The organism is uncultured Campylobacter sp. (assembly GCF_905373215.1).
In the GTDB taxonomy this organism is placed as follows: Bacteria; Campylobacterota; Campylobacteria; order Campylobacterales; family Campylobacteraceae; genus Campylobacter_B.
In genome coordinates this window covers 1-17,695 of sequence record NZ_CAJPRT010000009.1, presented here as the reverse complement: position 1 = coordinate 17,695, position 17,695 = coordinate 1, and the positions used below count along the sequence as shown (strand labels likewise).

Genomic DNA, 17,695 nt, shown 5'->3' with positions numbered 1-17,695 from the left:
CTCCTTGAATAAGATGCGCCGATATTAGCTTATTTTTGCTTTGTTTTTGCTTTTTATTAGGAAGTAGAAAGTATAATCCCAGCTTAAATTTAAACTCAAAGGATTTAAATTGTATCGCTTCGCTCCGTCGCCCACCGGCGATATGCATATCGGAAATTTACGCGCGGCTATTTTCAACTACATCTGCTCGCTGCAGGATCAAAGCGGCTTTATTTTGCGTATCGAGGATACCGACACTGCGCGCAATATCGAAGGCAAAGATCAAGAGATAATCGAAATTTTAAAGCGCTTCGGCATCTCGTGGCAGAGTCTGTATTATCAAAGCAAAAATTTAAAATTTCATCAGCAGTTCGCAGCCAAGCTGCTCTCCGAGCAAAAGGCGTTTTGCTGTTTTTGCAGCGAGGAGGAGCTTGAAGCGAAAAAACAAGCCGCCAAAGACGCGGGCGAGGCGTATCGCTACGACGGGCACTGCGAGCATTTAAGCGCGCAGGAGGTGCTTGGCTGCGAAAAGCCCTTTACCATCCGCCTCAAAAAACCGGATCACGCGCTGGAATTTACCGACGCGATCAAGGGTCGTATCGCATTTGAGCCGCAGAATATCGACAGCTTCGTCATCATGCGCGCGGACAAGACGCCTACATATAACTTCGCTTGCGCCTGCGACGATATGATGCAGGGCGTTAGCTTCGTAATTCGCGGCGAGGATCACGTCTCAAACACCCCGAAGCAAAACTGGATCCGCCAAAGCCTCGGCTACGACGGTAAGATCAAATACGCGCACCTGCCGATCATATTAAATTCCGAAGGCAAAAAGATGAGCAAGCGCGAGGATAGCTCCTCGGTAAAATGGCTGCTTCAAAGCGGCTACCTGCCCGAAGCGATCGCGAACTATCTGATCCTACTGGGCAACAAAACGCCGCGCGAGGTCTTTAGCATGGATGAGGCGGTGGAGTTTTTCGACATCGCCAAAATTTCAAAAAGCCCTGCGAAATTTGACGAGGACAAACTCGCCTTTATAAACCGCGAGCATATCAAAAGAGCGAGCAAGCAGCGCCTAGCAGAGCTTTTTGAGCTTGAGCCGAAATTTGCGCCTTTGATAAAATTTTACACTCAAGAAGCGAGCCTAATCCCGCAGATTAAAGAAAAGATCGCAGCGATCTACGGCGCGAAAGATATCCCGCAGGAGTGGGCGGCGCAGGCGCAGGCGCTGCGAGAGGCGATCTTAAATTTATTAAGCTCAAACGGCGCTCCAATGGAATTTAATGATTTCAAAGCGGCGCTTTCGCAGGCTACAAATTTAAAGGGCAAGAGCCTGTTTATGCCGCTTAGATTTTTACTAACCGGCGTGCCTCACGGTCCGGAGCTTAGCGAGCTGTATCCGCTGATCCGCGCCGATTTAAAGGAGATACTCGATGCTACTAAATAGCGTATTTTACGGCATTTTAGTGAGTATTCACTACGTGATTCAAGCTTATATGATGCTCATTTTCGTCGCCTGCGTTTTAAGTTTCATCCGCCCAAATCCGTTCGGTAAATTTTATAAAATCATCCGCGTGATCTCTGCGCTTACTGAGCCTGCGTTTGCGTTGGTGCGTCGCTATCTGCCTACGACTTTCGGCGGCTTTGATCTTTCGCCGTTAGTGATTTTATTTGTTTTAATGTTTTTTGATAATATGATAATTTATATTCTAAATAGGAGCGTTCTTTGAGAGCCATCTGTAAATTTTGCCTTATTTTAACTTTGCTGTGCGCCGTAAGTAGCGGTAAAATTTTAAGCTACGAACAGATCAAAGACGAGCCCAAATCCCTAGCCAAGGACTATTACATCTATCGCCTAATAGATGAGACGAAATACAACAAAGCGGAGATTAGAGCTTTAAAACAGAGCATCTTTCGCTACAAGGGCAAGCTAAAAGAGAAGCTAGATAGAATTTTTGGCGCCATTCGCCCTCCTAAGCGTCCGGATCGCTGCGCAGGCGTTACCTCCGCCAATATTTTAGATGCAAATTTAACCTGCAAAAAGGCGCGCTCCTATCCAAATTTTATCGCCAAGCTAAGCCCGTCGGTGCGCGAGACGCTCGCTTCGCAGCTTGAAAAGCACCAAGACGCAGCAAGTAGAAACGCCGTAAATTTACTGCGCGGATTTAACGACAAAAATCCGAGCGAGTATTTTATGCAGAGCCGCAACGCGCAAAACTACTTTTTATATTACGACTACTTAAAAGGCGCGGGCAAGGACGCTCTGATCGATATCGACGCCGACGCAGCCTTCGTAAGCGAACTGGCTTCGCAAAAAGGCTTCAAAGCGGTTCTCAACGACGCGCTAATCAACCGCAAATACCCGCACTTGCGCCGCTCGCTTACGGGCGTCGATCCGTCGGCCGTAGAAAAGGACATAGCGTTTATGCTAGGCGTAAATGCCGTCATGCATGGCGATGAAGGGGCTGCACTTGCATTTTTTAGCCGCGCGGCTGCGAGCTTTGAGAAACCTCACGACGTGCACAATGCGAAATTTTGGATCTACCTGCTAAATGGAGATCAAAATGTCTTGCGTCAGCTTGCTAGCAGCGATTATTACAGCCTCTATGCGCTTTATGCCAAGGAGGTCTTAGGGGATAGGAATTTAAACATAATCATCCCAAATCCTGCTAAAAATTCCATCGAAGGCTACGATATCACCGATCCTTTCGCTTGGGTTCGCACGAAAAATAGCGCTGATCGGATGTCGCGCGAGCAGCTTTTGGAATTTGCCAAAAAATTCGATACTAAGCAAAGCATCGGCGAGTACTCATACATTATGAATAAAGCAAGCGGCGGCAAGGATAACTTCTATCCGACGCCGTTTATGGAATATATCGGCGACGGCGACAACCGCCGCAAGGCGCTAATTTTGGCGCTCGCACGCCAAGAGAGCCGCTTCGTACCCGCATCGGTATCTACGTCGTATGCGCTTGGGATGATGCAATTTATGCCGTTTTTGGCTAACGAGATCGGCAAAAAGCAACTCAAAATCGACGGCTTCGATCAAGACGATATGTTCCGCCCGGAGGTCGCTTACCGCTTCGCCAACATCCATATCGACTGGTTGGAGCGCAAAATTTATAGTCCGGTTTTCATCGCATACGCTTACAACGGCGGGCTCGGGCTCGTCAAAAAGATGCTTCAGCGCGGCGATATGTTTAATAAGGGCAAATTTGAGCCGTGGCTTAGCATGGAGCTCGTGCCGTATGCCGAGAGTAGGGACTACGGTAAAAAGGTGCTCGCAAACTTCATCATCTACTCGCAAATCCTCGATCCGCGCGCGAAAATCTCAGTACAACAGGAGCTGCAAGATCTGCTGATACCGAGCAGAAGCGACGATTTTAGATAAATTTGCGAGGCGGCGAAATGAAAGCAAAGCGAAATTTTATAGTTAAAATTTTAGCCGCTTCGGCTTTTATCTGCGAAATTTGCGCGGCGACTCAAAATTTTTCGCCTACCAAAGATACCGCGAAATCGCTTAAGGAGGATGAAATTTTAATCCTTAAAAGCGATCTTGCCGCCGCTAAAAAACAGGGCGGCGCGCTGCAAGAGGTAAATTTAGAGGAAAGGGAGCTTGCAAAAAACGCGCTTAAGCTTCCGTTTGAAATTTACGAGCTGCGCCTTTCTGAGGATCAAAATACGCTCTTCGGCTTGGGCGACGACAAGGGCGGCATCGTCCTGATCGATGTTACCGAGCCGCGCACTCTAAGGCTTGCAGGCATATTTCCTTTTCCGCAGCATGAGTTTGATCCCGCCTACATAGATATCACGCAGAGCAAAGACAGTAAGTCTATTCGTCGCCGATCCGAATTTCGGAATTTATAAGCTGGATCTTAGCGACCGAAGGGATATTAAAATTTCAGCTCGGCTTGAAGCGCGATTTGTAAATAAAATAGAGCTTTCCAGCGACGGACGCACCCTCTTTGCGAAGGATTTTTTCAGCACCCTTACCGCCTATGACGTAAAAGATGATAAATTTACGCAGTTTGCTTATTTTATCGCCCCTTCCAAAGTCACTAAGCGGGAATACGATTACGCTTGCGCGCCGCATAGGTTGTCCGAAATAAAGGAACTCGGCGATCTGAAACTACTCTCTGAGAATGAGCTTTTGCTGGCAAGCTGGACGGGGTTTTATATTTTAGACATATCGGATATGGATAAATACCGCGCAAATGCCGCGCAAAGCTCTAATATCTTAAAGCAGATCCGCTATATCGCTCATCCGTATTTAGAAATCGATAAAATGGCGCTATCCAAAGACGGCAAGCGAGTATTTTCATCAAATTGGAGCGAATTTGGGCTGTATGATTTAGGCGAAAATAACACGGCCCAATCAAGCGCGTATTACAGCGGCGCGCATTTAAATAATTTTAAAGTCATAGAGGATCTAAATTTAGCTTACTTAGGCAAAAAAATATCCGAAAAAGGGGAATTTCCAAGCGTGGATCTGATCGATTTTAGCAACAAACTCGACCCCGCTCTGATAAAAAGATATCTCTTTCCGCAGAGCTTAAAGGCGTAAGCGTCGAATCTCGCGGCGAATATCTATTTTTTTCCTATTTTACGAGAAACGGAGCGTTCATAAGCGGGCTTGATCTCGCCTCGTTAAACTCCGCCGAGAGATCCGCTCAATCTGTGCAGATGCAAAATGAAATTTTAGCCTAAAAAGGCTTTGAAGAAAAAGGCGCGATCTGGGATCTTCCTTACGCTAAAAACGGCTTTCGAACCGTCGATAACATAATAAAATCTCCGCAAGGATATCTACTCCTTGCAAGCGCAAACGACGAATACCGAGTCTCGCTAGTTGCGTTAAGCGAGCAGGGAGCGGAACTTTGGCGCAAAAAATTAAATGTGGTATCCGCAGCCAATATGCCGGTAGCGGCGATGGATTCATACGCGCTTTTGGATAATCAAATTTTAGATGCCAAAACGAAAAAGATAATCTACAAATTTCCGCTTAAATTTAAAGAAGTAGCGAGCTTCGGCGATAAATTTGCCGCGATAGATGAAAACGACGATCTGCGCTTTTACGAGAGAGAAAAACTGCTATGGAAGAAAAAGCTAAATATCGCAAAGAGCAAAAGGCCGTTTGACGGCACCATGGCAAGGATAGCCAAAATATCCGAAAGTGAGATCCTGCTCATCATCGAAAAAGACGGATTTTTAAAATTTAACGCTAAGGGCGACGAGCTTTGGCATAAGAGCGTAAATTTCGCCCGCACGAAGGATGGCGGCGCCTCGGACGAGCTTGTAATCGATCAGAAAGCGCAGCTGCTAAAAGCAAAGGACGGATCGATATTTCTACTGGCAAAATTCGGCGCAAATATCGCAAAATTTGACGCCTTAGGCAATGAAATTTGGAGAAAGCAAATTTGCGGAAGAGATCGCGGCGTCTGCGATCTGTCCGACACGTTAAACGCAACCTATAAATTAGCAAACTACAAAGACGGACTACTTTTGATCGGCGCAAACGACGCCTCGGAGGATCAGACGATATTTTTAGAGCTCGATTTGGACGGCAATATATTGAGCGAAAACAAAGCGAAACTGCAAGACTTTTGGCTCAAAAGCGCCGTAAGCACGGATGACGGAGGCGTTTTAATAGGCGGAGACGCCCATAAAGACGATACGGTCATAATAAAAATTCGATCAATACTGCCGCTGGATCAACAAAAGATCAAAAATTTAAACAGATAAACTATCTACAGCTTATCCGCCGCAAAGGCCGCGACGGGTTTAAATTTAGCCTCTTTTGCGACCTATTTGCGATGCTTTAAAATTTCGTAACTTCGGATATGCAAGCCACCGTTTTAAAATTTCGGCAAGTTTCAAATTTTAAATTTGCGCTTGCCGACTGCGCCGTTTTAGCTAAATTTAACCGCGCAGCGCAGAGCTCGCGAGCGCAAGATGATTTAATTTTACGACCTTAACTCCGCGCGAGCTTCTGCGGAATAAAATTTAGCGATCAAATTGCTATTTAAAAAGCCCTTTGATCTTGCCGAAAAGCGACTTTTCGCCGCCTGCGGAGGCTGCGTCTTCATGATCTTCTGCGGCGGAATTTTCGCTGCCGCCTTCTATCGTATCGCCGCTGTACGGGACGGAATTCCCACTGCTTACCTTCATTGCGCCGCCATCCGCTTCCATCACACTGCCGCCGCCCGTTACATCGACGCCGCGCAAGGCAGAATTCTCTCCGCCCGTCGTACCGCCTCCGCCTGCCTTATCTCGCTCTATCGCCTCGCCGATCTGCTGCGCGGCGATTTCCGCGTATATCAGCGCGCCCTGAGTATCGCAATTAAAAAGATTTGAAAACGACTCGGACCTATTAAGATCAATCGGATTGGGCTCAACCACCTCGGTAGCCTCAAGTAGTCCCACTTCAAGCTCGCGCGCCAAATTTAGCGCCTTTAAAAACACGGGCAAATTCTGCGCATAAAACTCATCTACGGCAGATTTGATTTCGCCGCCCGCCTCATAATCGCGCAGCAGTTTCTGCACGTTATCGGCGCCAAGATACGCGCCGCAGCAATAGTTTTCGACGATCTCGTTGTGAATTTCGCCGCTAAATTCCGCTAGAAATTCCGCCGGCAAAACCTCGCGCCAATCGCTTATATAGGTTTTAAATTTAGAGCTTTGCTCCGCTAAAAAACTAAACGCCGTGCCGCGCGTGTAAAAATACTCTCTAAAATAGCCCTGCGCCACGGCAAGGTGAAATCCGTGCGTTTTATTAAAAATCCCCTGCGTGCCGTACTGCAGCGCCGAGCGGAAGCCATCCGCGTATTTTTCTACATAAAATTCATCCATCCCCGCTTCGCGCGCGATTTTAGCGATAGCCTCAAAATCTCCCTTCTGCGCGAGCTTTAGCGGCTTAAAATACCACTGCGAAATTTCATCTTTGCCGATCGCGTGATAGCTTATGTCGTAGCCCACCCTCTCTCCTTTAATCTTTCAGATCGATCTGCGGCTGCCAATACAGCGACTTTGAAATTTTACGAAATTTCATCGTGGCATCCAGACCATTTGAGGTGCGGTAGCTAAGCACCAGCTCGTCCTTATCGCTCTTAGGCGCGGTGATCTTGTAGCGGCTCGCCCACGCGATCTTAAAAAGCTCCTTTTGCAAAAGCGGATCGCCGTCGCTTAGCGGCACTACGTTTGCGTTTGCGCCGTTGATCTGCACCGCGAGGATCTGGATCTCTTTAGGATAGGAGGTGAGCAAAAACACTTCGTCCTCCGCGGCGTTTCTAAGCTCGGGCGCGACGGGATTTAGATAGGTCGCCACCCCCAAATAGCGATCGCCCGCGCGCACCGATTCAAATTTTTGCGTGTAGGCCAAAAACTCGTTTTTAAGCGGATCGTGACGGGGATCGTTTGCGGAGCAGGAGTTTAAAAATAGCGCTAGCGCGGCTAGGAGCGCGCCCTTTAGCAGGCCGTTTAGCGCGCCGCTAAAATCAAATTTCTTCATCGATTTTCCTTTGAAATTTTAGGTGCATTTTAACGAATTTTGCTTTTTAAAAGGCTAAATTCGCTACAATCTGCTCATCCTAAAAAGCCGGATTTTAAAAATGAAAAGACTTGTTATCGCATTTTCAGGCCCTTCCAACAGCGGCAAAACGACGCTAATTTGCAAGATCGCTAAAATTTTTATCGCTAGCGGGCTGCGGATCGCGATCGTAAAGCACGATCCTGGCGATAAAGCGCGCTTTGACGTAGAGGGCAAGGACAGCGCCAAATTTAGCGAGCTCGGCGCCGAAACCGTCGTGATGAGCCCGACGCGAACGAGCTATTTTTCGCAGCGCTGTATGCAAATTGACGAGGTCGTGCGGATGCTAGGCGAGTTTGATATCTTGCTCGTAGAGGGGCTAAAGACGCTGCCGCTGCCGCGCATAAGCCTGTTTCGAGACAAGATCGATCCGGCGTATCTGCCATTTTCGGACGCGATCGCTTCAAATTTAAGCGGCGAGCAGATGGATAAGTTTTGCCTGGTAAATTTCGACATCAACGACGCTGCGGGCATTAGCGAATGGATCTTAAAAAACGCCAAAAAAATGTAAAGGAATAAAATGCAAGAGATCATAAAATCAATCCAAAATATCGCGCTACAAATCGCCGAGGAGCTGAAATACGCGGACTTCGGCTACACCGATCATCACAACAGTACGGGCGATACACAGCTCAAACTCGACGTAAAAAGCGACGCCATAATCGAGGCAGAATTTCGCAAAAATCCGCTCGTGCGTGCACTAATCAGCGAGGAGAAAGAGGAGGCGCTAGAGCTTCGAAAGGACGCGCGCCTAATCATCGCCTACGATCCGCTCGACGGCTCGAGCTTGGTGGACGTAAATTTTGCCGTGGGCTCGATTTTCGGCATCTACGAGGATGAAATTTCGCCCGCAAACTTAAAAGCGGCGATCTATTGCATCTACGGGCCGCGCCTTGAGATGGTCGTTTGCGAGGATGCACCGAAGCTCTACCGCCTAAATCGCGAGGGTAAATTTAGCTTCGTAAAAGATCTGCGACTGAACGAAAAAGGCAAGCTAAACGCCACGGGCGCGACGCAAAAGGGCTGGAGCGAACCGCACCGAAAGCTCGTGCGCACGCTGTTTGATGAGGGCTACCGCCTGCGATACAGCGGCGCGATGGTAAGTGATCTGCATCAAATTTTATTAAAAGGCGGCGGACTTTTCAGCTACCCCGCTACTAGCGATCATCCGCACGGCAAGCTTCGCGTAACCTTCGAGGTTCTGCCGTTTGCGTTCATCTTCGAGCGCGCAGGAGGCGCCACCAGCGACGGCGCGAACGGCTCGCTTTTACAGCTTAAAATCGAGAAAATCCACCAAAGCAGCCCTTGCTTTTTCGGCTCGAAGTATGAGATCGCGAAGATGCATGAAATTTACGGCGAGAAAAACTGATGGCTGATACCGAGAGCAGCGCGCCGCGCGACGTTTATGACGAAATTTTAGATAAAAGCTTAGCCGCGCTGCAAGCGTGCCAGGCAGAGCACAATCTCACCAGCTGCCTGGAGTGCGAGAAGCTGCTAGATTGCGCGGTACGCGACAAATACGTCAAAGCGGTTTATGAGAGCATGTCGCACGGCGCGACGGGGGATTTTTCGTTTTAAATTTGGCTATTGCGATCGCGAAATTTTGCAAAGCAGACTGCTTAAAGCTCTCGCATCACGGGGTTTTGCAAAGCGAGCTTTGCGCGCAAGATTTCTGCAAACCAAGCTGCGGCGCGGAATTCGCTCGGAATTTGCTATGCGATGCGAATTTGATCCGGCGGCACGCAGGTTCTTACTTTGCAGCACGGAATTTGTCCCACTGCGAAACGATAAAATTTACGGCGCGATTTAGTGTTGCGGTCGGGTCTACTCTGCGGCGCATCTGTTTTGCGGGCCAGGTTTTGCGGCGGCCGATAAAATTTAAAATGAGGGCGTAGCTAAATTGCAGGCGTGCGGCTAAATTTCAAACGCACATACGGTTAATTCGGCACGCGGCTAATTGAAGCGGACAAACGTTGATCTCGGCCTCCGCGGTCGGATTTTTAAAATTTACGGATAAAATTTTAAGGCGCGAATTTCGCAAAGCAAAATTTTATCTGCGATCATGAGCTGTTTATGAGCGCAAATATGCGAAATTTCGTAAAGCAAAATTTCGACGGGTTAAATTTTATCGCCGCGATCTTAAAATTTACGCGACTAAAACTTACTGACTTGCGCGAGCCGCCGTTTACCGCCGATCTAAATTTTGCCTTGTTAAATTTAGCTCACGACTAGAGTGACGGCTCTGCTACCAGCGATGAAATTTAAATTTCGACTTGCGGAATTTAACTCGAAAACTTAGCGACGCAGGCGAAACGGCAAATTTTACCTCGCAAAATTCGAGCCGTAAATTTAAAACGCAAATTTAAACCGCGATCCGTACGTTAAAATTTAAAAGCTAAATTTGAAGTCTAGTGAGCGGGTCCGCCGCACGAATGCTCGTATAAATTTCAAGCACATAATGCTCGTATTGAAATTTTGCGACTGAGCGTGTATGTGAAACGCTCGTTAAAATTTAAAAGCCGAGGCGCATGCGACCGCTCGCGTTAAAAATTTCAGAGCCGAGCGCACTACGACGCTTGCATTAAAATTTTAGAGCCAGAGCACATTACGGCAGCGATCACGTAAAATTTAAAACCAATCGACGGGCGCGCGGAATTTTAGGATTGATCCATTCGCGAAGCTGTGCGTCATCGATCTATTCGCAAAGCCGCGTCCATAGGTTTTTTCGCAGCGCCGCGTGCCGAAATTTTAGAGCAGTTTGGGGAGTACAAGCAGAGGGATGCAACCGTTCGTACAAGGGGTTTTGATGGGGCTGGGCGTTAGCGTGCCGATCGGGCCGGTAAACGTGCTGATGATGTCCTACGCGCTGCGAAGCTACACCAAGGCGCTGTGCTTGGGCCTCGGTGCCATGAGCGCGGATATGCTCTATCTGGCGCTATCGGCGTTTGGCATATCGCAGCTAGCCAAAATCCCGATCGTTTTTGCCTGCATATCAGTATTTGGCGCATGTTTTTTACTCTACACGGCGTACGCGATCTGGCATGGCGCGACTCGCTCGGTGCAGCCTGCAAGCGTCGAGGCTTGCTCGGGCGCGGCGCTTTACGGCAAAGGCTTTTTGATAAATTTACTAAATCCATACGTCATTATGTTTTGGCTCAGCGTCTCTGCCGGCACCGCGCGAGCAGATTTTGCGCTTGCCCTTGCGGGGCTTGTAAGCGGAATCTTAGCTTGGATCACGCTTTTTCCGCTTGCGATATATCTAGCCCGTAGCAAGCTTCCAAACATAGTAGTGCGGGCATTTGCATATATCTCGGCGTTTATTTTGGTATTTTTCGCACTAAAGCTTTTATACGCTATAATTTTTGTTAAAATTTAAACCAAAGGATGGCTTATGAAACCGATTGAAATTCTAAAAGAGCTCATCAAATTCCGCTCGCTCACGCCTAGCGACGACGGGGCTTTTAACTATGTCTCGATGCTGCTGGCGGACTTTAGCGAGGATAGATTCGAGCTAAACGGCGTAACTAACGCGATTTTTACCAAGCGCTTAGGGCTTGGTCCGCACCTATGCTTTGCCGGGCACATCGACGTCGTGCCGCCGGGCGAGGGCTGGGCGAGCGATCCGTTTAAGCCGGTAGAAGCGGATAGCTTTTTATACGGGCGCGGCGCGCAGGATATGAAAAGTGGCATCGCAGCGGCAATCTGCGCGCTAGCGGCGGCACGCGATTTTAAGGGCACGCTAAGCCTGCTGCTAACCAGCGATGAGGAGGGCGACGGCATCTACGGCACGCGCGAAATGCTCTCTAAATTGCGCGAGCAAGGTGCCCTACCCGACTTCGCAGTCGTTGCGGAGCCTACATGCGAAGTGCGCTTCGGCGACACGATAAAGATCGGTCGCCGCGGCTCAATTAACGGCGTCCTCACACTCACTGGCATCGGCGGGCACGCAGCCTACCCTGATAAATGCATCAATCCTGTCCACATTTTAGCGCCGGCGCTTGCAAGTCTAGCGGGGCATGATCTGGACGCGGGTAGCGATGATTTCGCTCCAGCCAAGATAGTCATCACCGACATTCGCGGTGGCTCACAGGTCGTAAACGTAACACCCAAGGACGTACGCGTGATGTTCAACGTCCGCGGCGGCGTAGGGCTGGGACTAGAAGATGTGCGAAACTACGTACTGAGATTATTTGAGCTGGATGCAAAAGATGCGCTATGCAACGAAAGCGAATCCTGCGGCAAGCTAGAAATGAGCTGCACCGCGCAGCTACGAGCAGGCGCGTCGCTACACCTTGCGTTAAAAAGCTCCTCAAAGCCTTTTTTAACTCAGCGAAACTCCAAAATCGTGCAAAAACTAAGCGCTAGCGTGCAGAAGATCTGCGGCGCAGCAGCCGAGCTAAACACTGCAGGCGGCACGAGCGATGCGAGATACTTCGCGGAGTTTGGCGTGGAGACGGCGGAGTTTGGCGTGCGAAACGACACGATCCATCAGATCAACGAACGAGTAGAGATTAGCGACGTCGAAAATTTAGCTAAAATTTTTAGCGATCTGATAGAAAATTTTGGCTAATTTAGGAATTTGGCAAAGCTGCGTAGATTTGATAAAAATTCTTCGTTCTACCAAGCTTCGCCGAATTTTATGGGGATTTTACTCGTAGTTACTTGGCAAATTTTATCTTTGCCTCGCGTATTGCGTAGAAATTTTGCCCTGCTACGCCGCTTTTGCTAAGAATTTTATCTACAGCACGCTCGTCGCTTTTACAATTACTTTGCTATGCAACGTCGATTTCGCAAGAAGCCTTAGCAAAACGCCACCACCTCAAAGGCGAGCTTCGCCGACGAACGCTACCGCTACTAGGAATTTTTTAAAAGAATACTGCTTTTGCGCGAATTTCAGCAAATAGCGCGGTCTTTGCGCAAAATTCATCTCGCTCTCTTTGCGTAGAATTTCATCTTCGTCAGGTGACTCTAGCGGCATACTGTTGTACTTTGTCATATCCGTGAAAAATTTTATCTTTGGCGTGCCCGCCGCTTACGCAAGAGCTTGGCTAAGACAATGCCGTTTCTGCTGGGATACCGCCCGCTTCGTGGGTTTATAGAATTTTACTTAGTCACGTTGCCGCTGAGATAAATTCTGCCCCGCTTACCGCTTCTGCGCGGATTTTAACCCTGCCTGACAAGCGCGATTTAAGAATTTTACTTTGCTTTGATACGGCGACGTTGGATTTTACCCTTGCAGCGTGGCGACGCAGAATTTTTAACCTATTCAAAATTCCGCCTCAAAATTTGCTATCCTCGCCGTATTTGCACGAAAGTAGCGGCAAAATTTTACCGCCTCGCACGCTACCGCGCCAAATGCGTGTAGGATGAAATTTATCGCCGCAAGGATTTCAGCGCAGAATTTCGTGAGGCTAAATTTTACCGCCGTGAAAAATTTCAACCACTCATAGCAAGCATCTGCGGCGCGATAAATTCCAGATTAGGGCTTTAAGCCGGCTTAGCAGGCTCCTTGCTAAATTTTAAATATTTCAATTGCTGTAAAAACTAGAAATTTACAAAATCGCTTTATGAAATTTCGCAGCGTCGCGCGGTAAAATTTTAAAATCAGCGCCTGAACGGCAAGGCTGGATTTAACGAAATTTCACTTGCCCAATTTGGCTAGGCTTTCTCTTTCAAAGTTTAGCAGCCACGCTTTGGTTGCTACGCCGCCCGCACCGCTGTATCCGCCGAGCCCGCCCGCAGCTACGACGCGGTGGCACGGCACGATGATGGGGATTTTGTTTTTGCCATTTGCGCCGCCTACTGCGCGACTTGCGCGCGGTCTGCCGATAGCCCGGGCTAGCTCGCTGTATGTTACAACCTCGCCGTAGGGGATCTCTAAAAGCGCGCTCCACACGGACTTTTGAAACTGCGTGCCATTTTGGCTCAGTTTAACGCTAAAGCTTTCAAGCTCGCCTCTAAAATAGGCGCTAAGCTCGTCGGTGCAAAGAGCCAAATTCTTTCTTAAATCACTAAGCTTTAAATCGCGTCCTTTATCATCCGCTGCACGCACAAAGCCGAATTTAAGCCCTGCGTCGTGTTTTTTAAAGATCTCATCAATGGGGCTGCAGGCAGAGCTTTTGACCCAGTCGATGCTGCAGATCCCGATCTCGTCATCACAAATTTCAAGCATTCCAATGGGCGAATTAAAAAAGGCTTTTTGCATCTCAATCCTTTCAAATTTTTACTGGTTTGATCAAAAAATTTTAAAAAGCGCTTGTTGCGGTGCGAGTTAAAGCTCGAAAACGGCGAAATTTAATGCGGTAACGCGAATTTTTTAAAATTTACACGCAAGGCGCCCCAAAGCCTCTACTCAAACCGCACGAGGTTTACTAAAACCCCATCGAAAATGTCCTGCTTAAAGAGCTTGATCTCGCGCACGATATCTGCGTTATCATCGTCGATGACGCCGTTTTTAACGAGGCTGTCCTCGACGAGCTTAAAGATAAAGGCGTGGTTGCTGACGTCGGAGATGCCGCTTTTAAAGCCCATTTCAAGGCGCACCGGCATGCCTATGTGTACGCCGCGTAGGTCCTTGGCGATGTAAAGATCGGCGATCGTGCGCACCATTTTTTTCGCCATTTGGTAGCTCGCCGTGGACGACAAAATATCATTAAGACCGAAATTCTCCATCAAAAGTGGAATACGAACGCGCGCCAAAACCCCTTCACCAGGCTCGCTCGCGCTCTTTTTCAAAAACGAAATTTTAATCCTGTGCGCGATGCCTATGAAGCGCGGCTCAAGCTCGATGAGCCTAGCTCTAGGCGCTTGCGGTAGCGAGATAGGACGCGAAGCGCTTGTAATAGGCAGAGCCTGCGGACGCTCTCGAAGGCTCGCGCGCTCTTTCGTAGGCGCTTTGCGCGCAGGCTTACCATAGAAATTTACGGGCTTAGCCGCAAAAGTTAATTCGCTCCCAAAAGCAGCAGACGCGGGCTCATCACCAAGCGCCCCCTCCGCCATAGAAGAAGCAACCGTAGAATTCTCACCCGTTAACGCGGGCTGCGCTGATCGCTCAAATTCGGGCGCAAATTCATTTCCTGCTTGCGGCGGCAAATTTAAAGGCTGCCACTCTTGTGCAGAGATTTTCTGTGCTAAATTTTGCCCGGCGGAATTTTCGGGCGCGTAATTTTGCCCTTTTGCCGAAAACGTGGAATTCTCACCGACTAAATTCTCATCTTGAGGCGCGAATTCCGAGGTATTTTCTGAGACAAAATTTGCAGCACGGCGGCTAGCGAAATTAGCGCTTTGCTTCTTGGCAAACTCGGAGCCTTGAGACTTGCAATCATTTGCGCACTTTATATCAAGCGCAGAATTTGCGAAAGTGGAATTTTTTGATGCAGAGCTTTGCGCCGTAGAATTTTTACTTCGTAAGTCCGTGCCCTGCTCTGCTACAAACGAATTTTCAGCTGCAAAATTCTCCATTTGCGCCATAAAATTAGAATTTTGCGCCTCAAATGCGGAATCTTTCACGAGCGCAGAGCTTTGCGTGGAAGCAAAATTTCGCGATGTAGGAATGAAGCTTTGCTCTTTGGCAGAATTCGCAGGCGCAGAGCTTTGCAGCATAAATTTTTCACTCCTCGCATTTGCGCTCTCTTCGAAACTAGCGGCGAGCCCCACGCTCATATCATCCTGCGCAGTGTCATTTTGCGAAATTAAATTCTCGCGCGTCGTATCCCACGCGGTATCTGCGCAAAATTCCGCCTGAGCCACACCATAAAATTCTGCTTGCAAAACATCTTGAAATTCTGCTCGTGAAGCAAAATCTCGCACACTCTGAGCGCTGCGCGCAGAAAAATCTCGCTCGCCGCGCCTCGCATTTGTGGCATACGAAGTCTTTGCCAAGCTGCCGCCAGCCTCGGGCGAAACTGCGCCCGAATCTCCTTCGCAAAAGCTACCAAAATCGCAGGCGCCGTCAAACTCCGCATAACCATAACCATCCGCTGCGCGGAGACGATCTGCGCGGGCTTTCTTTTTGGGCGTAGAAGGGAGCGTGAGCCTACCTGCAAGCTCGCGTCCGCCGGAGTTTAAAATCCCAAAAATTCTAGCTCTAAAGCGCTCAAACTGCTCGCCACTGAGCGAAATTTTGTCGTTTAGGCTCTGCACGCCGAAGTCTGCGGCGGTAAAATTTACGATCGCTCCGTCCCTACTCGCGACGCGCACGCGGCCTTTGACCGAGCCTTTTAGCTTAAAATCGCTACCTGCGAGAATTTTTTTCATCAACTCCTTCGGATTGTAGGGCATTTTAGCGCTCGCCAAAAACCACTTCATTAAATTTAGCGACGAAGCTTAGCGGATTGACGCTCACGCCGTTGATCGCGATGCCGAAGTGCAGATGTGGGCCGCTAACTCTACCGCTCTCGCCCGAAAGCGCGATTTCATCGCCTTTGTGAACGTGATCGCCAAGCGCCACTTTGATCTCGCTTAGATGATAGTACTGCGAATAGATGCTGCCGCCGTGATCAATCACGACCGAGCCGCCCGCGTAGTAGCGGTCTTTGGCGATGACTACGACGCCGTCATTGGCGGCGCGCACCGCAGTGCCTACTGCGGCGCGATAATCGGTGCCGCTGTGGTAGCTTTTAAGCTCGCCGTTGAAGGTGCGAGCATTGCCGAATGCAGAAGTTATTTTGGAGTTTAAAGGCAGCTCAAACGGCGTGGAAAAAAGATAGCGCGGCGTGGTGATCGCATAGATCGCGTTGGCTTCGTCGAGCTCTTTTTTGATGCGCGCGGCGGCTTCTTTGGGTGGTTTAACCTTGCCTGGAGCGACACTTAGAGCCTCTTTTTTGTACTCGCCCTTTTTCAAAGCGACGATCTGCTCGTGGCTGCCGCTTTGATCTACTATCCGCAGCACGAAATCCCCCTTAGCGCGGTAGTTTGCCACCAGAACGGCGATTTTATCTCTAGAATTTGGTGCCTCGATGAGAGGAATTTGCTTTGAGCCAAAGCTCAACTCGGTTGTGCTTTTATCTAATTTTAAGATAACAACATCACCGTTTACTATGTCTAAAGCGAAAATTTTGATCGCCAAAAGTGCAAAAATAGCTAGAAATTTCATAAATTTTCCAAAATTCGTTATTTTTCATCAATTTTTTGTTAAAAATTAGCTAAAACAAATGAAATTGCTGTTATAATAACGAAAATTCAATTTTAAAAGGATTAAATGATGAAAAAGTTTTTGCTTCTAGCATCTGTTGCACTTTGCGGTCTTTTGCACGCGGACGTCGTGGCAAATCAAGAGGTTATAGCGGCGACTAACGTCGTTAGATCTTTCGTAGCGGCTAATAACTTCGGCACCGATGAGCGCTATCTAACCAGCGCCAAAGCCGTCGCAATCCTAACCGACGTAAAACGTTTAGCTGCGGGCGCATCGCTACAATACGGCGATGGAATTTTTAGCGTCAAAGGCGAGAACGGCGAGTGGAGTTCGCCGATTTTTATCAAATATAAAGGCTACGGCGTAGGCTTACAAGCAGGCTACGAGACGAGCGACATTGTTATGATATTCCACACTACAAAGTCATATCAAGACATTTTTACCGGCACAGACACCCTTGAGATCAATGTAGGTGCTGCAGCAGGTGGCGTAGGCAGAAGAACCGGTCGCGCAACCGATCTACCTGATATTTCTGCATGGATGGTAAGCCCGGGCGAGCAAACAGGCGTCTACCTAGGCGTATCGATCGACAACGGCAGAATCACTATCGACGATCAACTAACTAACGACTTCTACGAGAGAATTTACGACTACGAGGACATCTTAAATGACTCTCCACGCGCGAATAAATACGCAAAAAGATGGAAAGAAGTGATGAGGAAGTATTTTACAAACGGCGAGAAATACGGCGCTAGCGGCAGTGCGGCGATACCTGTAAATCACGTGCAGAAAAAATACCCTGATGGTAAGCCGATCATCTCAAACCGCTCTCCTAGAACTCATGCTAAGGCTACGCGAAGCAAAAAGGCTAAAAAAGCAAAATAAATTATCGAGCCAAGCCCCGCCTATGGGGCTTCTTGTTTTAGCTTTGCGTTGAGTTTATGCTAGAGCGCCTAGATGTGAAATCGAAGCGCATAGGTTATTTTTAAAAAGATTTATTA

Annotated in this window: 20 protein-coding genes; 13 read left to right on the top strand and 7 right to left on the bottom strand. The window is 48.5% G+C overall.

The annotated features are described in order from the left end of the window. Positions 1 to 109: 109 nt before the first annotated feature. Genes gltX through QZ176_RS05905 form a run of 4 tightly spaced genes read left to right on the top strand, consistent with a single transcriptional unit; the run spans position 110 to position 3,846 of the window. Entirely contained in the window at positions 110 to 1,426 is a 1,317-nt protein-coding gene (gene gltX, locus QZ176_RS05920; RefSeq protein WP_295151927.1) for a glutamate--tRNA ligase, read from the top strand. Then, positions 1,413 to 1,709, top strand: coding sequence for a YggT family protein (locus QZ176_RS05915; RefSeq protein ID WP_295151925.1), 297 nt, complete (start codon positions 1,413 to 1,415; stop codon positions 1,707 to 1,709). Before gltX ends, QZ176_RS05915 begins: the two co-directional genes overlap by 14 nt. Further along, positions 1,706 to 3,370: a lytic transglycosylase domain-containing protein gene (locus tag QZ176_RS05910; RefSeq protein ID WP_295151923.1), complete on the top strand. Its 1,665-nt coding sequence runs from the start codon at positions 1,706 to 1,708 to the stop codon at positions 3,368 to 3,370. The genes QZ176_RS05915 and QZ176_RS05910 overlap by 4 nt, the downstream gene beginning before the upstream one ends. A 17-nt stretch (positions 3,371 to 3,387) precedes the next feature. After that, the gene (locus tag QZ176_RS05905) at positions 3,388 to 3,846 is read left to right on the top strand and encodes a hypothetical protein (RefSeq protein ID WP_295151921.1); all 459 of its coding nucleotides are present in this window, start codon (positions 3,388 to 3,390) and stop codon (positions 3,844 to 3,846) included. A 34-nt stretch (positions 3,847 to 3,880) separates the two neighbouring features. Here the strand turns inward: QZ176_RS05905 and QZ176_RS05900 are convergent, their stop codons facing one another. Next, entirely contained in the window at positions 3,881 to 4,072 is a 192-nt protein-coding gene (locus QZ176_RS05900; RefSeq protein WP_295151919.1) for a hypothetical protein, read from the bottom strand. Between the two features lie 3 nt (positions 4,073 to 4,075). Between QZ176_RS05900 and QZ176_RS05895 the strand changes: the two genes are divergently transcribed. Both QZ176_RS05895 and QZ176_RS05890 read left to right on the top strand, forming a co-directional pair. Then, the gene (locus QZ176_RS05895) at positions 4,076 to 4,543 is read left to right on the top strand and encodes a hypothetical protein (protein WP_295151917.1); all 468 of its coding nucleotides are present in this window, start codon (positions 4,076 to 4,078) and stop codon (positions 4,541 to 4,543) included. A gap of 362 nt (positions 4,544 to 4,905) precedes the next feature. Then, on the top strand, positions 4,906 to 5,718 hold the full coding sequence (locus QZ176_RS05890) for a hypothetical protein (RefSeq protein WP_295151915.1): 813 nt from the start codon (positions 4,906 to 4,908) through the stop codon (positions 5,716 to 5,718). A 276-nt stretch (positions 5,719 to 5,994) separates the two neighbouring features. On the opposite strand, the gene QZ176_RS05885 is transcribed toward QZ176_RS05890, so the two are convergent. Together QZ176_RS05885 and QZ176_RS05880 are read right to left on the bottom strand one after the other, a co-directional pair. Further along, complete coding sequence (locus QZ176_RS05885; RefSeq protein WP_295151913.1) at positions 5,995 to 6,951, bottom strand: hypothetical protein; 957 nt, start codon at positions 6,949 to 6,951, stop codon at positions 5,995 to 5,997. A gap of 10 nt (positions 6,952 to 6,961) precedes the next feature. Then, on the bottom strand, positions 6,962 to 7,483 hold the full coding sequence (locus QZ176_RS05880; protein ID WP_295151911.1) for a hypothetical protein: 522 nt from the start codon (positions 7,481 to 7,483) through the stop codon (positions 6,962 to 6,964). A gap of 100 nt (positions 7,484 to 7,583) precedes the next feature. On the opposite strand from QZ176_RS05880, the gene mobB reads away from it, so the two are divergent. The 6 genes from mobB to dapE all read left to right on the top strand — a co-directional run bounded on the left by mobB (position 7,584) and on the right by dapE (position 12,131). Further along, positions 7,584 to 8,072: a molybdopterin-guanine dinucleotide biosynthesis protein B gene (mobB, locus tag QZ176_RS05875; protein WP_295151910.1), complete on the top strand. Its 489-nt coding sequence runs from the start codon at positions 7,584 to 7,586 to the stop codon at positions 8,070 to 8,072. A gap of 9 nt (positions 8,073 to 8,081) precedes the next feature. Continuing rightward, a complete protein-coding gene (locus tag QZ176_RS05870; RefSeq protein WP_295151908.1) occupies positions 8,082 to 8,930 on the top strand; it encodes a class 1 fructose-bisphosphatase in 849 nt (282 codons plus the stop codon). Further along, the gene (locus tag QZ176_RS05865) at positions 8,930 to 9,139 is read left to right on the top strand and encodes a hypothetical protein (protein WP_295151906.1); all 210 of its coding nucleotides are present in this window, start codon (positions 8,930 to 8,932) and stop codon (positions 9,137 to 9,139) included. The genes QZ176_RS05870 and QZ176_RS05865 overlap by 1 nt, the downstream gene beginning before the upstream one ends. 495 nt (positions 9,140 to 9,634) lie before the next feature. Continuing rightward, complete coding sequence (locus QZ176_RS05860; RefSeq protein ID WP_295151904.1) at positions 9,635 to 9,793, top strand: hypothetical protein; 159 nt, start codon at positions 9,635 to 9,637, stop codon at positions 9,791 to 9,793. Between the two features lie 547 nt (positions 9,794 to 10,340). Continuing rightward, positions 10,341 to 10,937 carry a LysE family transporter gene (locus QZ176_RS05855; protein WP_295151902.1) on the top strand — a complete coding sequence of 199 codons (597 nt, stop codon included), beginning with the start codon at positions 10,341 to 10,343 and terminating at the stop codon, positions 10,935 to 10,937. A gap of 15 nt (positions 10,938 to 10,952) precedes the next feature. Next, entirely contained in the window at positions 10,953 to 12,131 is a 1,179-nt protein-coding gene (dapE, locus tag QZ176_RS05850; RefSeq protein ID WP_295151900.1) for a succinyl-diaminopimelate desuccinylase, read from the top strand. Between the two features lie 249 nt (positions 12,132 to 12,380). Here dapE and QZ176_RS05845 read toward each other — a convergent pair whose 3' ends face one another. The 4 genes from QZ176_RS05845 to QZ176_RS05830 all read right to left on the bottom strand — a co-directional run bounded on the left by QZ176_RS05845 (position 12,381) and on the right by QZ176_RS05830 (position 16,655). Then, positions 12,381 to 12,557: a hypothetical protein gene (locus QZ176_RS05845; protein WP_295151898.1), complete on the bottom strand. Its 177-nt coding sequence runs from the start codon at positions 12,555 to 12,557 to the stop codon at positions 12,381 to 12,383. A gap of 645 nt (positions 12,558 to 13,202) precedes the next feature. Further along, positions 13,203 to 13,766: a methylated-DNA--[protein]-cysteine S-methyltransferase gene (locus QZ176_RS05840; RefSeq protein WP_295151896.1), complete on the bottom strand. Its 564-nt coding sequence runs from the start codon at positions 13,764 to 13,766 to the stop codon at positions 13,203 to 13,205. Between the two features lie 143 nt (positions 13,767 to 13,909). Then, positions 13,910 to 15,817, bottom strand: coding sequence for a hypothetical protein (locus QZ176_RS05835; protein WP_295151894.1), 1,908 nt, complete (start codon positions 15,815 to 15,817; stop codon positions 13,910 to 13,912). A 25-nt stretch (positions 15,818 to 15,842) separates the two neighbouring features. Next, positions 15,843 to 16,655 carry a M23 family metallopeptidase gene (locus tag QZ176_RS05830; protein WP_295151892.1) on the bottom strand — a complete coding sequence of 271 codons (813 nt, stop codon included), beginning with the start codon at positions 16,653 to 16,655 and terminating at the stop codon, positions 15,843 to 15,845. Between the two features lie 108 nt (positions 16,656 to 16,763). Between QZ176_RS05830 and QZ176_RS05825 the strand changes: the two genes are divergently transcribed. Beyond that, on the top strand, positions 16,764 to 17,579 hold the full coding sequence (locus tag QZ176_RS05825) for a lipid-binding SYLF domain-containing protein (RefSeq protein ID WP_295151890.1): 816 nt from the start codon (positions 16,764 to 16,766) through the stop codon (positions 17,577 to 17,579). The last annotated feature ends 116 nt before the right edge of the window (positions 17,580 to 17,695 follow it).